Annotated in this window: 17 protein-coding genes; 6 read left to right on the top strand and 11 right to left on the bottom strand. The window is 74.1% G+C overall.

Annotated features, from left to right (window positions below):
* Positions 1-100: 100 nt before the first annotated feature.
* From ACZ63E_RS13790 to ACZ63E_RS13745, 10 genes are all read right to left on the bottom strand, one after another.
* Positions 101-946, bottom strand: coding sequence for an SDR family oxidoreductase (locus ACZ63E_RS13790; RefSeq protein WP_465336277.1), 846 nt, complete (start codon positions 944-946; stop codon positions 101-103).
* 59 nt (positions 947-1005) lie between these two features.
* The gene (locus ACZ63E_RS13785) at positions 1006-1518 is read right to left on the bottom strand and encodes a GNAT family N-acetyltransferase (protein WP_465336276.1); all 513 of its coding nucleotides are present in this window, start codon (positions 1516-1518) and stop codon (positions 1006-1008) included.
* 40 nt (positions 1519-1558) lie between these two features.
* Positions 1559-2713, bottom strand: a complete 1155-nt coding sequence (locus ACZ63E_RS13780) for an acyl-CoA dehydrogenase family protein (protein WP_465336275.1) — start codon at positions 2711-2713, stop codon at positions 1559-1561.
* Positions 2710-4695: an acetyl-CoA carboxylase biotin carboxylase subunit gene (locus ACZ63E_RS13775; protein ID WP_465336274.1), complete on the bottom strand. Its 1986-nt coding sequence runs from the start codon at positions 4693-4695 to the stop codon at positions 2710-2712. Before ACZ63E_RS13775 ends, ACZ63E_RS13780 begins: the two co-directional genes overlap by 4 nt.
* A gap of 2 nt (positions 4696-4697) precedes the next feature.
* Entirely contained in the window at positions 4698-6311 is a 1614-nt protein-coding gene (locus tag ACZ63E_RS13770) for a carboxyl transferase domain-containing protein (RefSeq protein ID WP_465336273.1), read from the bottom strand.
* A 139-nt stretch (positions 6312-6450) separates the two neighbouring features.
* Complete coding sequence (locus tag ACZ63E_RS13765; RefSeq protein WP_465336272.1) at positions 6451-7263, bottom strand: SGNH/GDSL hydrolase family protein; 813 nt, start codon at positions 7261-7263, stop codon at positions 6451-6453.
* A gap of 217 nt (positions 7264-7480) precedes the next feature.
* Complete coding sequence (locus ACZ63E_RS13760; protein ID WP_465336271.1) at positions 7481-7870, bottom strand: hypothetical protein; 390 nt, start codon at positions 7868-7870, stop codon at positions 7481-7483.
* Between the two features lie 3 nt (positions 7871-7873).
* Positions 7874-8647 (bottom strand): hypothetical protein, encoded by a 774-nt coding sequence (locus ACZ63E_RS13755; RefSeq protein WP_465336270.1) that lies wholly within the window; start codon positions 8645-8647, stop codon positions 7874-7876.
* Between the two features lie 82 nt (positions 8648-8729).
* Complete coding sequence (locus tag ACZ63E_RS13750) at positions 8730-9389, bottom strand: response regulator transcription factor (protein ID WP_465336269.1); 660 nt, start codon at positions 9387-9389, stop codon at positions 8730-8732.
* 19 nt (positions 9390-9408) lie between these two features.
* Entirely contained in the window at positions 9409-11103 is a 1695-nt protein-coding gene (locus ACZ63E_RS13745) for an AfsR/SARP family transcriptional regulator (protein WP_465336268.1), read from the bottom strand.
* A 76-nt stretch (positions 11104-11179) separates the two neighbouring features.
* On the opposite strand from ACZ63E_RS13745, the gene ACZ63E_RS13740 reads away from it, so the two are divergent.
* From ACZ63E_RS13740 to ACZ63E_RS13715, 6 genes are read left to right on the top strand one after another with little or no spacing between them, the layout of a single operon-like run.
* Entirely contained in the window at positions 11180-11881 is a 702-nt protein-coding gene (locus tag ACZ63E_RS13740) for a winged helix-turn-helix domain-containing protein (RefSeq protein WP_465336267.1), read from the top strand.
* Positions 11878-13131 (top strand): sensor histidine kinase, encoded by a 1254-nt coding sequence (locus ACZ63E_RS13735; RefSeq protein WP_465336266.1) that lies wholly within the window; start codon positions 11878-11880, stop codon positions 13129-13131. The genes ACZ63E_RS13740 and ACZ63E_RS13735 overlap by 4 nt, the downstream gene beginning before the upstream one ends.
* Before the next feature lie 55 nt (positions 13132-13186).
* On the top strand, positions 13187-15070 hold the full coding sequence (locus tag ACZ63E_RS13730; RefSeq protein WP_465336265.1) for a fibronectin type III domain-containing protein: 1884 nt from the start codon (positions 13187-13189) through the stop codon (positions 15068-15070).
* The gene (locus tag ACZ63E_RS13725; protein WP_465336264.1) at positions 15067-16023 is read left to right on the top strand and encodes an AAA family ATPase; all 957 of its coding nucleotides are present in this window, start codon (positions 15067-15069) and stop codon (positions 16021-16023) included. Before ACZ63E_RS13730 ends, ACZ63E_RS13725 begins: the two co-directional genes overlap by 4 nt.
* Complete coding sequence (locus tag ACZ63E_RS13720) at positions 16020-17153, top strand: DUF58 domain-containing protein (protein WP_465336263.1); 1134 nt, start codon at positions 16020-16022, stop codon at positions 17151-17153. The genes ACZ63E_RS13725 and ACZ63E_RS13720 overlap by 4 nt, the downstream gene beginning before the upstream one ends.
* Positions 17150-19216, top strand: a complete 2067-nt coding sequence (locus ACZ63E_RS13715; protein ID WP_465336262.1) for a transglutaminase TgpA family protein — start codon at positions 17150-17152, stop codon at positions 19214-19216. Before ACZ63E_RS13720 ends, ACZ63E_RS13715 begins: the two co-directional genes overlap by 4 nt.
* Here ACZ63E_RS13715 and ACZ63E_RS13710 read toward each other — a convergent pair whose 3' ends face one another.
* Complete coding sequence (locus ACZ63E_RS13710; protein ID WP_465336261.1) at positions 19217-20482, bottom strand: protein kinase domain-containing protein; 1266 nt, start codon at positions 20480-20482, stop codon at positions 19217-19219. It abuts the gene before it with no gap.
* Positions 20483-20651 lie beyond the last annotated feature (169 nt).

Below are 20651 nucleotides of genomic sequence, written 5' to 3'. Positions count from 1 at the left end.
CCTGGACGTCCCCCGGGCACTTCCCGCCAATCTTGCCGGGTCAGGCCGGTGGACTCAACACCCGCCCCGTCCAATTCGGACAGACGCTAGGCCGTCCGAGTTACTCCGGGGCCGTCCCGGGAGCGCTCTCCGCGGCGCGTGCCTCGTAGTCCGCGCGAGCCGGGGAATGGGCCGCTGAAGCCAAAAGCTGGTCCGCCTTCAGGGCTCGCGCGAGCGCTTCGGCGGCTCGCCGCGGGAGCAGTCCCGTGAGTTTGCCCATAGGACCCAACGAGCGGGGCACGAAGACGTCGAACCGCGGCTTCCGCACCGTCGCCACGATGGCGTCGGCGACGTCTTCCGCGCGCACCGACTTGAACAGCTTCGCCTCGCCGAGGCCGCTCGCGAGCTCCGTCCGCACGATCGCGGGCATCACGCACGAGACGTGCACGCCGGTGCCGTGCAGCTCCAGGTGCACCGCTTCGGACAGCCCGACCACGGCGTGCTTGGTCGCGCAGTACGTCGCCGCGCCCGGAAAGCCCGCTTTGCCCGCGAACGACGCGACGTTCACGATGTGCCCGCTGCGCCGTGGCCGCATCCGCTTCGCCGCCTCGCGCGTGCCGTGGATGACCGCGTGCAGGTTGATCTCGAGTTGACGCCGGGTGGTCGCGTCGCTCTCCTCTTCGAGCAGGCCCAGCGGCATGATCCCGGCGTTGTTGACCAGCACGTCGATGCGGCCGTGGCGGCGCTCGACCTCATCGAGGAACTCCGTGAAGCCGCGGGTGTCGGTGACGTCCAGCGGCAGCGCCTCGGCGCCCAGCTCCCCGGCGGTCTTCTCGGCGCGGACCTGGTCGAGGTCGCCGATCAGCACCCGCGCGCCCAGGCGGGCCAGCGCCGACGCGGTCGCCGCGCCGATCCCCTGCCCGCCGCCGGTGATGACGACGACCTTGCCCGCGAGCGTCTCGGCCATGGCGACTCCTTCGTCTGTTGGCACCGCGTCAACAGTGTCGCTCGCGAAACCCGATCGCGCTACCCGACGCGTTGCTCCAGCACCTGGCCGACCCACTCGTCCACGGAAAACCGGACAGTCGGTTTGAAGCCCTGGCCCTCGTAGTAGCGCTGCAGGGCGCCGTCGCCACCCGCCCAGCAGTCGACGCGCACGAGGTCGATGCCGCGCCGCCGCGCCTCGTCGAGCGCGTACTCGATGAGGCGCGCGCCGACGCGCCGGCCGGTGAACCGCCGCGACGTGATGAGGAACCGGACGTACAGCTCACGCTCGTCGACGGCGGGCACGTGCGGGTCGTGCTCTTCGGAGACGATCAGCGCGCCGGCGGGCTCGCCGTCGACCATCGCGATCCGCAGGCCGGGGTCGGCGGCCATGCCCGTGACCCGCTCGACGCGCTTCGGGACACCGCTCCACGGCTCGGTGCCCCACTGCCCGGAGCTGCCCCGCGCGACCAGCCATTCGACGGCTTCGTCGAAGAAGCGCAGCAACGTGCCGACGTCCCCAGAGTCACCCGATCGGATGACGGTGTTGTCCATGCCCCTTGTCTACCGGACGGCGGGCATGCGCGGGCCGCTTTCAGGCGACTCCGAGGTGGCGCGAGATCAGCATCTTCTGGACCTCGCTCGTGCCCTCGCCGATCTCGAGGATCTTCGCGTCGCGGTAGAAGCGGCTCACCGGGTACTCGTTCATGAACCCGTACCCGCCGAAGATCTGCGTCGCGTCGCGCGCGTTGTCCATCGCCGCGTTGGACGCCACCAGCTTCGCGATCGACGCCTCCTTCTTGAACGGCTCGCCGCGCAGCATCTTGGACGCCGCCTGGTAGTAGGCCAGGCGCGCGGTGTGCGTGCGGACCTCCATGTCGGCGATCTTGAACTGGATCGCCTGGTACTCGCCGATCCGCTTGCCGAACGCCACGCGGTCCTTCACGTACTGCAGGCACTCGTCCACACAACCCTGCGCCAGGCCGACCGACAGCGCGGCGATCGCGACGCGGCCCTCGTCCAGGATGGACAGGAACTGGGCGTAACCGCGGCCCCGCACGCCGACCAGGTTCTCGACCGGGACGCGGACGTCCGAAAAGGACAGTTCGTGCGTGTCGGAGCAGTTCCAGCCGACCTTGGAGTACTTCGGCGCGACCCCGAAGCCCGGGGTGCCGGACGGGATGAGGATCGCCGAGATCTCCTTGCGGCCGTTCTCCATCACGTCCGTGACGGCGGTGACCGTGACCAGCTTCGTGATGTCGGTGCCCGAGTTCGTGATGAACGCCTTGCTGCCGTTGACAACCCACTCGTCGCCGTCCATCGCGGCACGCGTGCGGGTCGCGCCCGCGTCCGAGCCGCCGCCCGGTTCCGTCAGGCCGAACCCGCCCAGCGCCGTGCCTTCGCACAGCGACGGCAGCCACTTTTCCTTCTGCTCCCGCGTTCCGAAGCGGAAGATCGGCATCGCGCCGAGCGAAACCCCGGCCTCCAGGGTGATCGCGACCGACGAGTCGACCCGGGCGAGCTCCTCCAGCGCCAGGCACAGCGCGAAGTAGTCACCGCCCATGCCGCCGAACTCCTCGGGGAACGGCAGGCCGAACAGGCCCATCTCGCCCATCTTCGCGACGATCTCGTACGGGAACTCTTCCTTCTCGTACAGCTCGCCGATCACGGGCGCGACCTCGGCGTGCGCGAAGTCCTCGACCGTCTTGCGGAGGGACTCGTACTCCTCGTCCAGGCGGAAGTCGATCACTGCTGCTCCTCTTGGGGCGTGACTACGGCAAGGGTTTCGTCGAGCGCGACCTGTTGGCCCGCCCGGACGGGAAGTTCGCTGACCACACCGTCGATCGGCGCGGTGACCGTGTGCTCCATCTTCATCGCCTCGACGACCAGCAACGGCGTCCCGGCCTTCACGACGTCACCCGCGGCGACCTTGACGACGAGCACCGTGCCCGGCATCGGGCTGGTGACCGGCCCGGCGCCCGCGGCCTCACCGCGCGCCGAGAGCACGAACTCCTGCTCTCCGAAGGGAAAGCTCTGCCCGTCGCGTGCCAGCCAGACCGTCCGGTCCGGACCGCAGGCCTGGCGGTACCGGTGGAACCCGCCGGCCTGCCGGACCTCCAGGACGTCACCCTCGCGACGCGCGGAGACCTCCACCGGCGCGGTGTCGTCGACCTGGACGACCGCGGCCGACGGCGTGCCCTGCACCCAGACCACGGCCGTGGCCTGGCCGGACTTCAGCCGGAACGTGACCCCGCCGGAACCGCCCATCCGCCAGCCGTCCGGGATATCCCACGGGTCCACGACGGACCCCGACGGCTGCAGCTCCAGCAGCCGGTCCAGCGCGGCGGCGACGAAGAACTCCGCCGGGACGTCCGAAGAGACCAAAGTGGACAGCCGGCGGTCGACCAGCTCGGTGTCGAGACGCCCTTCGCGGACGTCGGTGTCGGCCAGCAGGCCCCGCAGGAACGCGGTGTTGGTGCCGACGCCCAGCAACGCCGTGTCGGCCAGCGCGCGGTCGAGCCGGTGCAGCGCGGACGCACGGTCCGGGCCCCACGCGATGACCTTGGCCAGCATCGGGTCGTAGTTGGAGCCGATCACCGCGCCGCGCGTCATCCACGAGTCGACGCGGACGCCGTCGCCGGACGGCTCGTGCACCGCCAGCACGGTGCCGCCGGTCGGGATGAACCCGCGCGCCGGGTCTTCGGCGTACACCCGGGCTTCGACGGCGTGCCCGTTCAGGACGACGTCGTCCTGCGCGACGGACAGGTGTTCCCCCGCCGCCACCCGGACCTGCCACTCGACGAGGTCGAGGCCGGTGACCAGCTCGGTCACCGGGTGCTCGACCTGAAGCCGGGTGTTCATCTCCATGAAGAAGAACTCGTCCGGGTCGTGCGCCGAGAGGATGAACTCGACGGTGCCCGCGCCGACGTAGCCGACCGAGCGCGCGGCCTCGACCGCGGCCGACCCCATCTTGGCGCGCGTGGCCTCGTCGAGCAGCACCGACGGCGCTTCCTCGATGATCTTCTGGTGCCGCCGCTGCAGGCTGCACTCACGCTCGCCGAGGTGGATGACGTTCCCGTGCGTGTCGGCGAGCACCTGGATCTCGATGTGCCGCGGCGTCGTGACGAACCGCTCCATCAGCAGTGTGTCGTCGCCGAACGAGCCCTTGGCCTCGCGCCGCGCGGACTCGATGGCCGCGTCCAGCTCGTCCGGACCGTGGACCAGCCGCATGCCCTTACCGCCACCACCGGCGGACGGCTTGAGCAGCAACGGGTACCCGACGCCGGCGGCGGCCTCGGCGAACCCGCCGGCCGGGATGTCCACATCGGACGCGCCGGGCACGACCGGGACCCCGGCCTTCGACACCGTCGCCTTGGCGCGGATCTTGTCGCCCATGGCGTCGATCGCGCCGACCGGCGGCCCGATGAACACGAGCCCGGCGGCTTCGCAGGCCCGCGCGAACTCGGCGTTCTCCGCGAGGAAGCCGTATCCCGGGTGCACGGCCTGCGCGCCGGAAGACACCGCGGCGGCCACGATGGCCGGGATCGAAAGGTAGCTGCGGGCGGCCTCCGCGGGCCCGATGCGCAGCGCCGTGTCCGCCTCGCGGACGTGCCGGGCGTCGGCGTCCGCGTCGCTGTAGACGGCGACCGCGCGGATGCCGAGGGCCTGCAGCGTGCGGATGACCCGGACCGCGATCTCGCCGCGGTTGGCGACCAACACTGAGTCGAACATGCTCACATCCGGAAGACGCCGTAGTTGACATCGGACAGCGGCGCGTTGGCCGCGGTGGAGAGCGCGAGACCTAGCACCGTGCGGGTGTCGGCCGGGTCGATGACGCCGTCGTCCCACAGCCGCGCGGTGGAGTAGTACGGGCTCCCCTGGGCCTCGTACTGCTCGCGGATCGGGTCCTTGAAGGCCTCTTCGTCCTCGGTGGACCACTCGCCGCCGCGCGCCTCGATCGAGTCGCGCCGGACCGTCGAGAGGACCGACGCCGCCTGCTCGCCGCCCATCACCGAGATCCGCGCGTTCGGCCACATCCAGAGGAACCGCGGCGAGTACGCCCGGCCGCACATCGAGTAGTTCCCGGCGCCGAACGAGCCGCCGATAACGACCGTTAACTTCGGCACCCGCGCGCAGGCGACGGCGGTGACCATCTTCGCGCCGTGCTTCGCGATGCCGCCGGCCTCGTACGCCTTGCCGACCATGAAGCCGGTGATGTTCTGCAGGAACAGCAGCGGGATCGAGCGCTTGTCGCAGAGCTCGATGAAGTGCGCGCCCTTCATCGCGGACTCGGCGAACAGGACGCCGTTGTTCGCGACGATGCCGACCGGGTGGCCGTGGATCCGCGCGAACCCGGTGACCAGCGTCGAGCCGTACTCCTTCTTGAACTCCCCGAAGCGGCTGCCGTCGACGATCCGCGCGATCACCTCGCGCACGTCGTAGGGCGTGCGCGGGTCGGTCGGGACGACGCCGTACAGCTCCGCGGGGTCGACGGCCGGCGCTTCGGTCGGCAGGACGTCCCACGGGCGCGGCGTGCGCGGCCCGAGTGTCGAGACGATCGAGCGGACGATCCGCAGCGCGTGCGCGTCGTCGTCGGCCAGGTGGTCGGTGACGCCGGACTGGCGCGAGTGGACGTCGCCGCCGCCGAGCTCTTCCGCCGTGACGACCTCGCCGGTCGCGGCCTTCACCAGCGGCGGGCCGCCGAGGAAGATCGTGCCCTGGTTCCGGACGATCACGGCCTCGTCGCTCATCGCGGGGACGTACGCGCCGCCCGCGGTGCAGGAGCCCAGCACCGCGGCGATCTGCGGGATGCCGCGCGCGGACATCGTCGCCTGGTTGTAGAAGATCCGGCCGAAGTGTTCACGATCCGGGAAGACGTCGTCCTGCCTGGGCAGGAACGCGCCGCCGGAGTCCACCAGGTAGACACACGGCAGGTTGTTGTGCAGCGCGACCTCCTGGGCGCGCAGGTGCTTCTTCACCGTCATCGGGTAGTACGTGCCGCCTTTGACGGTGGCGTCATTCGCGACGACCACGCATTCCCGGCCGGAGACGCGCCCGACCCCGGTGATGATGCCCGCGGACGGCGCTTCGTCGTCATACAGTCCGTTCGCTGCCAGCGGCGAGAGCTCCAGGAACGGCGAACCCGGGTCCAGCAGTGTGTCGACGCGGTCGCGCGGGAGCAGCTTGCCGCGCTCGACGTGCCGGGTGCGCGACTTCTCGGGGCCGCCCGGGCGGGTGGCTGCCAAACGTTTGCGGAGGTCCTCGACCAGCTCCGCGTGCGATGTCGCATTGCGGGCGTAAGCCTCGCTGTCCGGGGCTGCAGACGTCCCCAGTGCCGGCGTGTCCATGGGCTCCCTCGAAGTTAGCGGTCGTTAACCTCCGCTCCGATGTTAGCGACCGCTAACGTGGGTGTCCAGTCGCCGGATTGCGGCAAAGGGCCCCCTCGCGGACATGCCGGCCGCGAGGAGGCCCTTCAGGACGTGAGGTTCAGCCGATCGCCGCGCGCAGCGGGGCGTAGTAGCCGCCCGACTGCCCGGCCGGCGTCGGGTGGTAGGACTCGACCACCGGCCAGGTGAGGCTGTGCAGGTAGTCGTCCGCCGACGAGCAGATGTTGTGGCCGACGAAGGACGGCCGGACGTCGACGAACGTCGCCCCGGCCGCCGAAGCGCGCTGCTGGAGCACCGACGCCAGGGTGTCCGCGCCGGAGTTGATCGCCGAGCGCTTGGTGTCGCTCAGCCCGACCCAGCAGGAGCCGGGCACGGTGTAGAAGCGCGGGTAGGACAGGACGACGAGACGCGCCCCCGGCGCCTTCGTCTTGATCGCGTTGTAGGTGTTGGTGAGCAGCCCCGGCAGGGTGTTGTTGACGTAGGTCTTCGCCGTGTTGACCCGGTTGACGCAGTCCGAGTCGCTGCCCAGCGTGCAGGTGGTGATGACGTCGGTGAACCCGGCGTCGTTGCCCCCGACGGTGACGGTGACCAGCGTCGCCCCCGCGGGAATCGAGTTGGCCTGGTTGATCACGTCGCCGGTCTTCGCTCCCGAGCAGGCGAGGAAGGCGAACGACGTGCCGCTGTGGGCGTTGGCCCAGAGCTGCCCATACGCGTTGGAGCTGCGGTAGCAGCTCCCGGAGCTGCCGTAGCTCCCGGCTCCGGTCCCGGAGGAATAGGAGTCGCCGAGCGCGGCGTAGACGGTCCCGGCGGCCTGGGCGAGGCCCGTGACGCCGAGGGTGGACAGGACGACGGCCCCCAGGGCCGTGCTCAACCGCAGTAGTGGACGCAGGAACTTACGGGTGCGAACAGCCATGGTCACTCCTCTGTGACAGAGCCGACCGAAATAGCACAGCAGGTGCAGCTCCCACGAGGAAGGACGATTACCTGTAAGTAACTCTCTTGGCTCACGACTTAAGTGCGGTGACCAGCAACTCGAGCGCGGCGACCGGCAACTCGGGGCCGGGACCGGCAACGGAACCGCCGGAAGATGCCGCCGGAACCGTTGCCGGTCCGGGCGGCATCCGGGCCCCTCAACCGGCGCGACGCTCGTACAGCTCGCCCGCCAGCTCGCGGCCCATCAGGCCGCCGAACAGGCCGGCCGCGACCCCGGCGACCAGGCCGGCCGGCCCGGCGATCAGCACCCCCGGGGCCAGCCCGGCCAAGACCGCCCCGACGACCCCGCCGAACGTGCTCACCGCGCCCAGGCTCATCGGCGGGCGCTCGGGGTGCCGGTAGTAGTACTCCTCCACCGGCGCGGTCTCGACGCGTTCGTCGTCGGCCTCCGGGACCGCCCGCTGCCCGAGCCAGACGGACTCCGGCACGACGATGTACCGCGGCAGCCGCGGCGACCGGTACAGGCCGGCTCGCGCCCGGGCGGCGCGGAGCGACAACCTCGGCCGCTCGGCGATGCTGACGCCCACGTGTCAGCCCACCCGGACCGTGCCGTTGCCGCACACGACGGCCGACGAAGCGCTGGACGCGCCCACGCCCTGCGAAGACGTCCGGACTGTCTTGCACGGGCCGATGTCCCGCACCGGCCGCTGCGGCGGCACGACCTGCTTGCGCACCGTCCGCGCGGGAGTGGCCTTCTCGTGCTTCGCAGCTTTCTTGCGGCCGGCCTGTTCGTGCGACGCGTCGTGCTTGTGGTGGGTGTCCGGTCGCAGCGTCTTCCGCAGCTGCGCCAGATCGTCCTTGATCTTCGAGAGCTCCTGCTCGGCCGCCGTGACGCGCTGCTCGGAGTGCGCCAGGACCTTCTCCGCCGGACCGGCCACGGCGGCCGGGACAACCGGCTTGGCCGCCGCCTGGACCACGAACCGCTTGCGCTCGGGCTTCGCCTGGGCCGTGGCGGCCTTGACCACCCGGTGCGGCGCGGCCGCCGGCCGGTGTCCCGCGGGGGTTGCCACGCGGACCTTCTTCGTCGGCGTTGCCACCTTCGCCGGGCTGACGGCCTTAGGCGCTGTCGCCGCCTTCGGCGCGGTCGCAGTCTTCGGCGTCGTCGCGGTCTTCCCGGGCGACGGCTTCACCGCCGGCGCCGGAGCCGTCTTGACCGCCGGTGGGGTGCCGGGCTGCGCGACCGGTGCGGGCGCCGGACCGCTGTCGGTCACGAACGCGTTGGCCGCCGTGGCCCCGATCGCCGCGGTGGCGAGCCCGGCGATCCCGTACACCGCGGCCCGGCCCACCCTGTTCGCTTTGCTCATCTTCTGCTCCCGGAAATCGAGCCGTTGCTTCCGCGGGAGATCGTCGCCCGGGCACGTCCAACACCGGTACAGCGCAAGTACATCAGGCTTCGGCGAGCAGGAACCCCGCGCCGCGGCGGGCGTGCACCACCGGGGGCGGCCCCAGTTTCCGGCGCAGCCGGACGATCACCGCGTCGACCACGTTGGAGGACGGCGCGACCAGCTCGTCCCACGCGACCGCGACGAGCTCCTCCCGGGACACCACCGCGCCCCCGGCCGTCAGCAACCGGTGCAGGACGGCGAACTCCTTGGCCGTCAAGGAAACCAGACGGCCGCCGCGGCGCACTTCGTGGCGGCCGGGGTCGAGCTCGAGGTCGCCGTGGCGCAGCGGGAGCGCGGTCTCCGCGCCGGTCCGGCGGCAAAGGTTCCGCACCCGCGCGACCAGTTCCACGACGGCGAACGGCTTTCCGAGGTAGTCGTCGCCTTCGGTCAGCCCCGCGACGCGGTCGGCGACGCTGTCGTGCCCGGTGAGGAACAGCACGGGCACCGTCCAGCCGCCGGCCCGGCGCTCGCGCACGAACGGCAGCGAGTCGCCGTCCGGGAGCATCCGGTCGAACACCGCGCAGTCGTAGGAGTTCACGAAGAGCAGCTCGTCAGCGGACGCGAGATCGGCCGCCGCGTCGACCGCGAAACCCGCGTCGCGCAAGGTGAACTCGACGGCGGCGCGGATGTCCTCGTCGTCCTCGACCACCAGCACTCGCACAAAGGAAACGATAACGCGGTCACGCGACATGGGCGCCCGGTGGCCCGGCCGCCAGCCGGCGCAGCACCGGGTGGACGGTGTACCGGCCGGCGACGCGTGCGGTGACCAGGTTGCAGTCGACGAGCCGTTCCAGCAGCCGCCGCGCCTCGGGCGCGCCGATCCGGAGCCGCCGCGACACGCGCAGCGGGTCGACCTGCCCCTTCGAGCAGAGCGCGAACACCTTCCGTTCGGCGACCGGCAGCCGCCGGACGCTCGAGGCGAGCGCGGCCGCGCACCCGCTGCCCTGCCCGATTTCGCCGTCGAGCCAGGCGAGGACGTCCGAGGGCCGCCAATGGGGGCGCGCGGCGAGCCGGTCGGCGGCGGCCCGCACCAGCCCGGGCAGGCCGCCGCACAGGTCGAGCAACGCGCGCAGCATCGCGGGGTCGGCATCGAGCCGGTCGTCGCCGGCGCCGGCGCGCAGCAGGTCCTCGGCGGCCGGGTCCGGCAGGGGCGCCAGCCGCAGCCGGCGCGCGCCGGGGACGTGCCAGTCCCCGGTCCGCGTCGTGATCAGGGTCAGCGCGGTGGACCCGGCGGGCAGCAGCGGCGCGACCTGCGCCTCGCCCGTCGCGTCGTCCAGCACGAGCAGGATCCGCCGCCCGGCGATCCGGGACCGCCAGAGCGCCGCGCTCTCCCCGAGGTCCGCGGGCACGGCGCCGACGCCGGTCGCGCGCAGCAGCCGGTCCAGCACCTCGGCCGGGGTCGCGGCGCCGTGACGCAGGTCGACGTGGAACTGGCCGTCCGGGAACTGCCCGGCCAGCCGGTGGGCCAAAGCCACGACGAACGCGGACTTCCCGACCCGCGGCATGCCTTCGACCAGGGCGACGCGCACCGGCGCGGCCAGCACCTCGCTCGCGTCCCGCAGCTCCGCCTCGCGTCCGGTGAACCCGGGCACGTCCCGGGGCAGCTCGCGGCGGGGGCCGAACGGGACCGGCGACGGGCCGGCCAGCGCGCGCTCGTGCGCCGCCAGCAGCATCGGGCCCGGGTCGACACCGAGCTCCGCGACGAGGGCCCGGCGGGCGTCGCTGTAGGCCGCCAGCGCCTCCCCGCGCCGTCCCGCCGACGCGAGCGCTTCCACCAGCAGCGCCCAGGTTCCCTCGCGCAACGGGTCTTCCGCCGTCAGCGCGCGCAGGGCCGCGACCGCGTCACCGTGCCGGCCGGCGGCCAGCCAGGCCCGGGCCCGCGTCTCCCGCAGCGACCAGCCGAGCTCGGCCAGCCGCGCCGCCGCCACGGCCGTCGCTCGCCCGGTCACCCCCTCGAACGGCCGCCCGCGCCACAGCGCGAGCCCCTCGGTGGCCAGCGCGGCGGCACTCGCGTGGTCGCCGGCGGCGAGCGCGTCCCCCGCGCGGACGGCCAGGTCCGCGGCGAGCCGCGCGTCGAGCTCGCACTCCGCGACGCGGATCCGGTAGGCGCCCGGCCGGTGCTCGATGCGGCTGCCGCCGTCCGGCGCCGGGAGCACCCGCCGCAGGCGCCAGATGTAGGTCTTCAGGTTGGCTTCGGCGGACGGCGGTGGGCGGCGCCCGGCCCAGGTCGTGTCGACGAGCTCGTCCACCGACACCCAGTCGCCCGCGCGCAGCAGCAGGCTCGCCAGCACGAGCTCGGGCTTGCCCGGGCCGAGCTCGATCGCCCGGCCGTCCGCGTCGCGGGCCGCCACCGGCCCCAGCACCTGGAAGAGCACCGTTCCTCCTGCCCCCGGCCGCCCCTCGCGGCCTCCGGGAACCACCTTGCTCCGCCCTCCATGACGTTTCGATGACATGATCGGCCGGAACGAGGAGGGGGTGGGGGACCCGATGACCCGGGTGCTCGTGGTGGAGGACGACGACGACCTGCGCGCGGCCGTCGTGACCGACCTGCGCGCCGCCGGTTTCGACGTCGGCGAAGCCGGCGACATCACGACCGCGGACGCCGCCCTCGCCGCGCGCCCGCACGCGTGCGTCGTGTTCGACCGCGTGCTGCCGGACGGCGACTCGATCGGGTACGTGCGGCAGCGGCGCGAGTCCGGCTGGACCGTCCCGGTGGTCTTCCTGACCGGCCGCGCCGACGTCGCCGACCGCGTCGCGGGGTTCGAACACGGCGCCGACGACTACCTCGGCAAGCCGTTCTCCATGGCCGAGCTGTGCGCGCGCGTCTCGGTGCTGTGCCGGCGGCCGGCCCCGCGCCCCGGTGTGCTGCGCGTCGGCGACCTCACGCTCGACACCGTCCGCCACGAGGCTGTCCGCGGCGGGACCCCGCTGGCGCTGGGCGCCCGCGAGTTCTCGGTCCTGGAGTTCCTGATGGCGCACCCCGGCGCCGCCGTCAGTCGCTCGGACCTGATCGAGCACTGCTGGGACGGCAGCACCGACCCGATGTCCAACGTCGTCGACGTCGTCGTCCGCCGGATCCGGCGGAAGCTCGGCCCGCCCGAGCTGGTCCACGCCGTCCGCGGTCGCGGCTACCGCTTCGGGCTGCCCGGATGAGCGCCTCCTCGGCGAGCCGGCTCGGCCGCGTCCGGTGGCTGCTGGTCTGGGTGTTCGCCGGGTTCAACGCGGTCGGCCTGATCCTCTTCTGCTGGCTCCTGGTCCGCGACGACGGGCGGCAGCGCGACCTCGCGCTCGACGCGCAGCTGCAGCGCGTCACCTCGACCGTGACCCGGCTGGTCCACTACGACAACGCGGCGGTGACCGTCGACGCGGCGCGCGACCCGCTGACCGGTGAATGCCCGCAGTTCGCCGTGCTGCCCGCCGCGGACGGCGGCTTCGCGTCGTTCCGGTCGGCGCGGACCTGCGTGGCCGTCGGTGAACCGGCGTTAACCGAGCTGGCCAGGCGGGCCGCCGCGGCCGGCACCCAGCTCACCACCACGATCGACGGCGGCGACGGGCCGGTCCGCGTCCACGCGGAGCCGTTCCGCGAGCCCGGCGGCCGCTTCACCGGCGCGGTGGTCGCCGCCGTCGACGCCGGCCCGGCGGACGCCGCCCACGACCAGCGCGCGCTGCTGCTCGCCGGCGCCTGCGCCGTCCTCGTCGGGGTCGCCGGCGCGGCCGGGTACTTCGCGGCCGGGCGGGCCCTGCGGCCGGCCGGGAACGCCCTGCGCCAGCAGGAGATCCTCATCGCCGAGACCGCGCACGACCTGCGCACGCCGGTCGCCGCGCTGCGGGCGCTGGCCGAGACCGCACTGCGCAACCCCGCCCGCAGCACGGATCTGCTGCCCCGCACCGTGCGGCTGGCCGGGCGGATGGGCGCGATCATCGACGGGCTCCTCGTCCGCGCGCGGCTGTCGGCGGGCGCGGACCAGTTCGACCTGCGGCGGGTCCGGCTCGACGAACTCGTCGCGGCCGTCGTCCGCGAAACCCCGGCCGGCGACGCCCAGGTCACGCTCACGGCCGCGCCCACCGAGGTCGAGGCCGACCCGGTCCTCGTGCAGCGGGCGGTGGCGAACCTGCTCGACAACGCCCTGCGCTACGGCCACGAACCCGGCACGCTCGCGATCGTGCACATCACGGTCGCCGGCGGCCGCGTCACGGTGGCCGACCACGGTCCCGGGGTCGACGCCGGACGCGCGCAGGCCGCGTTCGACCAGTTCTCCGGCGAAGGCTCCTCGAGCGGGCTGGGCCTGTCGATCGTCCGCTGGGTCGCCCAGGCCCACGGCGGCGAGCTGCGCGTCTACAACGCCCGGGAAGGCGGCGCGATCTTCGAGCTGGTGCTGCCGATCGGGGCGCCGGAAGCCTGAGCCCGATGTACTCCGGATGGACCACCGGAGTACCGCGATCGACTAATCTGCCCGGGTGGGTGAGGGAGCCAGGGGGCGGGTCGCCGGACGACGGCTGCGGTCGCGGCTGCCCGTCGCGCTCGTCGCGGCCGGCGGCGCCGTGGCCGTCACGCTCGCGCTGACCGGAGCCGGCAGCCCGGGCGCCGGGCTGTCCTTCACCCCGGCGGGGCACTGGGTCGTGAACGCGACCTCGGGGCTGGTCGCGCACGTCAACGGCGCGGGCCGGACGGTCGACGCGAACGCCGCCGTGCCGGACCTGGCGCCGGGTTCTCCGGTGGCCCAAGGGGATTCCAGCGCCTACGTCGTCGGGCCGTCGCGGATCACGGAGTTCGGCAAGTCCGATCTCGCGGTGACCGGCGGGGTCCCGGCGCCGGTTACCGGTGAACGTCCCGTCGTGTTCGAAGTGGACGGTGGGCCCTACCTCGTCTACCGGGACGCGGGGACCGTCGTCCGGCTCGGCCCGGCGATGACGGTCGTCCCGGCCGGCGGTCCGCTCGGTGAGCCGGTCGCCGCGCGCGGTGGCCGGGTGTGGGTGAACCGGCCCGCCGACGGCGCGATCTGCGACCTGGACAAGGGGGCCGACCGGCTCGCCTGCCCGGCGGCCGCGCCGGCCGGTCACTCCGGTGGGCTCACCCTGCTGGGGGAAAAAGCGATCTACGTCGACACCACCGCGCGCACCTTCAGCCTGGTCGGCGCCGGCGGCCTCGAGCCCGCGGTCGGCCTGGGCGTCGACGTTTCGCCGTCGGCCCGGGTGGCCGGTGCGGACACCGCGGGCCGCATCGCGCTCTTCGACCCGGTGGGCAGCCGCCTGCACCTCGTCGACACCGCGGGCCTGACCCGCGACCGCCCGGCCGCGCCGCCGGTCACGATCGCCGTCCCGCCGGGCGACTACGCGACACCGGCCACCACCGGCGACGCCGTCGCGCTGCTCGACCGGCACAGCCACACCCTGCGCACCTACGGCCCGGACGGCGGCGGCCGCAGCGTGCGGGCGATCCCGCCCGAGCCGGGTGACACGCGCATCAGCCGCGGCCAGGACGACCGGCTCTACGTCGACGGCGACAGCGGGAAGCACGTCGTCGTGGTCGATCCCGACGGCTCGGTCGGGGACGTCGCGGTCGGCGAAGACCGGGCCTCGGACCAGCCGGTCGCGCCGCCGCCCGCCGACACACCGCCGTCACCGCCGCAGGAGCCGAAACCACCGGTGGGCCGGCCCGATCCGGCCAAACCCCCGAAGACGGTGGTCCCGCCGTCGAGCACCACCCGGCGCCCGGCGCCGCCCCCGGTCACCGCCCAGCCGGCCACCCCGCCGGGGGTGCCACCCGGCCTCCGCGCGACGGTCTCCGGCTCCGGCGCACGGGTCCAGTGGTCGGCCGCCGCGGCCAACGGCGCCGCGGTGACCGCCTATCACGTGTCGTGGTCCCTCGCGGACGGCTCGGGCGCGGGCGCGCTCGACACCGCCGGAACCGCGCGCACGGCCACGATCCCCACGCTTTCCGCCGGCGCGAGCTACACCGTGCGGGTGGTGGCGGAAAACAGCGCCGGCCGTGGCGCGGCGGCGTCGACCACGGTCACCCGTGCGGCGCCGAAGCCGGCGATCGCGCTGTCGCAGGGCGCCCGTCCGACCGAGGACGAGAACCGCAACTGCGGCGAGCCGGAGGACATCCCGGACTGCGGGTGGATGCACATCCGGATGACCGGGTTCGAGCCGGGCAAGACCTACCTCGTGATGCCGCACTCCAGCGATCCCGGGTACAGCAACGAAGGACGCCGGGTGCGGACCGACCGGAACGGCGCCTTCACCATGGACTACTTCTACTACTACGGCGTCGGCCGCCAGTTGTGGATCACCGTCGACGACGTCAAGTCCAACACGATCACCTGGAAAGCAGTCTCGTGAGCACCTCCGCAGCCGAGGTCTACCGCGCGCTCGCCGAGAACATCGGCCGGGTCGTGCGCGGGAAGACCGAAATCGTGCGCCTCACCGTCGCCGCCCTCTTCGCCGAAGGTCACCTCCTCCTCGAGGACGTCCCCGGCGTCGGCAAGACAACGCTCGCGCACTGCCTCGCCCGGAGCATCGGCGGTTCGTGGCACCGCATCCAGTTCACGCCGGACCTGCTCCCCGGCGACATCACCGGGGTGACCGTGTACCGGCAGCGGGACGAGGACTTCGTCTTCCACCCGGGCGGGGTGTTCGCGAACATCGTCGTCGCCGACGAGATCAACCGCGGCACGCCGAAGACGCAGTCGGCCCTGCTCGAGGTGATGGCCGAGCAGCGCGTCACCGTCGACGCGGTGAGCCACGAGGTGCCCCGGCCGTTCCTGGTCGTGGCCACGCAGAACCCGATCGAGATGGCGGGCACCTACCGGCTGCCCGAGGCGCAGCTCGACCGGTTCCTGATGCGGCTGACCGTCGGCTACCCGGACCTCGCCACCGAGGTCCTCGTGATCATGAGCAGCACCGCCGGGGTGAGCCCGGCCGACCTGCCGGCCGTCGTGGACGTGGCCACGGTCGCCGCGGCGATCGCGGAGGTCCGCGCGGTGCACGTCGACCGGGGCGTCTGCGAATACGCCGCCCGCCTGGCCGCGGCGACGCGGGAGCACCCGGCCGTCCGGTTCGGGGCCAGCCCGCGCGGCAGCATCGCGCTCGTGCGGGCCGCGCAGGGGTTCGCCGCCACCGGCGACCGCGCGTACGTGACCCCCGACGACATCAAGGACGTCGCCGTGCCGGTGCTCGCCCATCGCCTGGTCCTCACGGCCGAGGCCGAGCTCGGCGGCCGGGCCGGCACCGACGTCGTCCGCGAAGTGCTGGACTCGGTCCCGGCGCCCGGACCGCTGACCACCACGCGGTGAACGCGCGACCGACCGCGCGCGGCTGGACCGTCCTGCTCCTGTCCGTCCTCGCCTTCTCGGCCGGGGAATGGTTCGGCTTCGACCTGCTGCGCGGGCTCGGCGCGGCAGGCCTGGGCACCCTGGCGGCCGCCGCGCTCTTCACCTTCCGGCGCGTGCGGGTCGAGGTGACACGGTCGGTCCACCCCGACAGGGTCACGCGCGGCGAACCGGCGCTCGCGCGGCTGGTCGCGACGTCCCGCGGGCGGCAACCCGGCTTCTTCGCCACCGACCGCGCAGGCCGCTTCACCCGCACGGTCCGGGTGCCGCCGTCGCTGCCCGGGGTGACGCGGACCCTGCAGTACGAGCTGCCGACGTCGGTTCGCGGCCGGCAGGAGGTCGGCCCGCTGCGGCTGCACCGCGCCGACCCGCTGGGTCTGGCCGTCAACGAGCTGCCCGCCGGGGACACCGCGACGCTATGGGTGCACCCGCGCCGGTACCCGGCCAAAGCGCCCGCCGCCGGGTACCCGCGCCACCACCACGAAGGCGTCGTCACCGACCAGGCGCTGCGCGGCTCGACCGACCTGCTCGAAGTGCGCCCCTACCAGCCCGGGGACGAGGTCCGGCACCTCCACTGGAAGGCCTCGGCGCGGACCGGGCAGCTGATGGTGCGCGACTACGCCGACCCCGAGCAGCCCCGGTTCACGCTGCTGCTCGACACGCGGCGCGGGGTGTTCCCGCCCGCCGCGTTCGAGGAAGCCGTCGACCTCACGGCGTCGCTGCTGGTCGCGGCCGGGCAGGCGGGGCGGCACAACCGGCTGGTCACCACCGGCGGCGTGGACCGGACCTTCGCCGGTGGCGGTGAAGCCCTGCGGGTCCTGCTGGACGAGCTGAGCGAGCTCGGGCCGACCGCGCCGGACGCGGGCCCGGTGCCGGTTTCGCTGCTGCGGGGCGCTTCCCGGGGCGGCTGTCTCGCCGTCGTCACCGCGGCCGCGGACCCCGGCGCGCTGGCCGCGCTACGACCGGCGTTCGCCGCGATGTTCGTGCTCGAGCTCGGCGTGGCCGGCGGCAACGCGCGTTCGGTCCCCGGGTTGCTCGTGCTGCGCGCCGGCACCGCGGCCGAGGCGGTCGCGCGGTGGAACGAGGTCGCGTGATCCCGCGCCTGGCCGTGCTCGCCGCCACCGCCGTCGCGGGCCTGTTGTTCCAGCCCGTGTTCGGGCTGCCGGAGCTGCTGCTCCCGGTGCTGGCGCCGGTCGCCGTGCTGGCGCTGGTGGCCGAAGTGTGTCATCGGCGCCCGGAGCTGCGCACCTGGCAAGCGGTGCTGCTCGCCGTCGCAGGCCTGCTGGCCGTCATCGAGACCGTGCTCTTCCGGACCACGCTCGCCGGACTGCCCACTGTGGACACTCTGCGCGCGCTCCTCGCGGGCGCGACCGGGTCGTGGCGGGAGACGCTGAGCTCGACCTGGCCGGCCCGGGCCGAGCCGGGACTGCTGCTGTTCGTGCCGCTACTCGTCGTGCTCACCGGGACGGCCGGGGTGGAGCTGCTGACCCGGCTGCGCCGGCCGCTCGTGGCGCTGGCGCCGAGCGCCGTGGTCGTGGTGCTCAGCCAGCTGTTCTCCGCGGCCACCGGCTGGACGGCGCTGCTCGCGGCGCTCGCCTACGGCGCCTGCGTGGCGGCCGCGCTGCTGCCCGCCGGTAGCGGCCGGCTTTCCGGACGGACGCTCGCCGCCGCCGTCCCGCTCGGCGCCACGGCGCTGGTGGCCGCGGGGCTCGCCGCGCTCCTGCCGTCGCAGCCGGCGCCGTCACTGCAGGACCGGCGCCCGGCCGCGGTCGCCGTCCGGACCGCGAGCCCGCTCGACGAGATCCCCGCGCGGCTGGCCCGGCCCGCGGAGCCGGTGTTCGACGTGCATGGCCCGGCGAACACCGACCGGTGGCCGGTCGCCGTCCTCGACGACTTCGACGGCGTCGAGTGGCACTCCGGCGACGACTACCGCAGCCTCGGACGGGAGCTCGCGCCGCCCGGTTCGCTCACCGTCCCGGTCCACCGCGAGACCGCGACGCTCTCCGTGCGTGCCGGCCAGGGCCCGTGGCTGCCCAGCCAGGCCGCGCCGGCCGCCGTGGTCGGGACCGCGCCGCGCGTCGAAGAGCACCAGGGCTCGCTCCTCGCCGAGGCACCCGGCCAGGCCGTGGACTACACGCTGAGCTGGTGGGCCCCGGACGCCGCGACCGGCTCCCGGGTGGACCCGGCCGCGCCCGGCGGCCTCGGCAGCCTCGGCACGATCCCGCCCGGCGTCACCGAGCTCGCCACCACCGCGGTGCGGGGCCTGCGCCCGACGCTGGAGAGCGCACTCGTGCTCGAACGGTTCTTCCGCGAGAACTACCGCCGCGCGACCGGCCCGGAGCTGCCGACCGGCCACGGCTGGCCCCAGCTGCGCGAGTTCCTGCTCGACACCAAGCGCGGCACGAGCGAACAGTTCGCCACGGCCTACGTCGTCCTCGCGCGCAGCGTCGGCATCCCGTCCCGCGTGGTCGTCGGCTACCGGCCGCCGCCGGGCCGCGACGCCGGCGGCGGGTACACCGTCCGCAACGGCGACGTCCTCGCCTGGCCCGAGGTCGCGGTGGCCGGCGTCGGCTGGGTGCCGCTGGACCCCGGCGGCAGTGCGGCCGGCAGCGGCGCGCCGTCGGGTGCGGCCGCTCTCGCCGCGAAGGCCCGGGCGTCCCTCGCGCCGTCCGCACAGCTGCGGGACCCGCCGGTCGCTCCTCCCGCCCCGGGCAGGTCCGGGCCGGCCGCGGACGGCTCGTCGCAGGTCCGGTTCCCGCTCGGGACGATCTTGACCGGGCTGGGGGCGCTGGTCGTGCTCGTGCTCGCGGGGGTGCCCGGCGCGAAGGCCGCACGGGCTCATCGACGACGGCGACGACCCGGCGCCGGGAGCGTGCTCGGCGCGTACGAAGAGGTCCGCGACCGGCTGCGCGACCACCGGTTCCCGGTGACCGACGGGATGACCGTACGGGACTACGCCGGGCTCGTCCCGGACCCGGCCCCGCTCCGCACGCTGGCGTCACTTGTGGACAGTGCACTGTGGACCGGCCGGCCGGTCGGCGAGGAGCCCGCGGCGGCGTGGCGCGCGGTCGCCGACGTCCGCGCCGGTCTGGGCGGGAGCCTGGGCTCGCGGTTCCGGGCGGCGCTGGATCCCCGCACCCTGTTCAGCCGGGGTTGATCAGCGGTTGCAGGTCGCGCCGCGGATCGGGCGGGACGCGCTCTGGAACGTGCGGACGCCGTCGGTGGCCTGGACGAGGAAGCAGTACTTGAGCCCCGGGGTCACCGGCTCCCGCAGCGTGCGGTCCTGGCCGGTGAAGCGGGTCGTCGCCGCGGCGCCCTCGGCCGCGACGACCACGGCGAACCGGAGCTGCGCGCCGTCGGCGTGCCAGGTCAGCTCGACGGCGGTCCCCTGGTCCACCGGCGCGTCGAGGACAAGCGTGGCGGGCGGCGCCGCCGCGGGGACCGAGGCGGGAGCGGGCGGCGGCACGAGCGGCGCCGGCTCTTCACGCAGGAGCACCACCGCGACCGCCACGACGACGGCGACCATCACCGGCACGGTGATGAGCACCCCCAGCCGTCCGGAGGACTTCGGCGGGGACGGCGGCCCGGCGACCGCGACGAGCGCACGCTCGGGCGGCGGGGCCGTCGGAACGGGCGCTGCCGCGGCGGCGGCCAGGCGCTCCGCGACGTAGGAGGCGTCGATCGGCCGGTCCGCCGGCTCGGCCGACAACAGCGCCCCCACCAGGCCGAGCAGCTCAGCCGGGACATCAGGCCGGTCGGGCGGCGGGACCGGTTCGTTGAGGATCCGCAGCACGTGCGCGGCGGGGTCGCCGGACGGCGGCCGTCCGTGCGGCGGGTACCCGGTCAGGGCGAAGTGGAGCACCGCGCCGAGACCGTAGAGGTCGGCCCGCTCGTCGGTCACCGCCGCGCGAAGGGTCTCCGGCGCGCGGTACCCCGGCGCGGCGGTGTCGGCGGCGAACGCGTCGCGCAGCACCGTGCCGGCGTCGGCGAGCAGCGGTTCGCCCTCCGGCCCGAATAGGACGTTGTCCGGGGACACGCCGCCGTGCACGATCCCGGCGCCGTGCAAGGCCACCAGCGCGACGGCGACGGCCTCGCCGAGGGCGAGCACGTCCTCGCCGTCCAGCGGCCCGGCAGTGCCGACGAGCTCGGTCAGCGACTGTGTGCAGAGGGCCATCCGCAGCGCCACCCGCCCATCGGGCAGCGCGTCGACGGCATCGGGCGCCAGAAGCGGCGCCCCGGCCGCCAGCGGGCGCAGCCGGGCCAGCTCCCGCTCGAGCTCGGCGCGCACCCGCCGCGGTAGCGGACCCGGGAAGACCTTGAGCGCAAAGGCGCTCTGCCCGTCTTCGGCGACCCCGGCGAGCACGGTGGCCACGGGCCCGTCCCCGACGGGGACGAGATCGTCGAGCGGGTGGTCGATCGTCATCGCGGCGCGGTCCTGTCCGGTGGCGGGTTCTCGGGGTCCCAGTTTCGCACCCGGTCCCGGGGCCCGGACCCGAGCGCGCGAGCACGGCCGTCACCCTCGCGCCGACGGCGGCCTTCGCCGTCCCGATCGCGGCTCGCCCGACGCAGTTCCCCACCTTCGGCCCACCCCC

Source organism: Amycolatopsis sp. NPDC104819 (genome assembly GCF_055583145.1).
The sequence above is the reverse complement of the archived record's forward strand: the minus strand, read 5'-3'. Positions and strand labels throughout refer to the sequence as shown.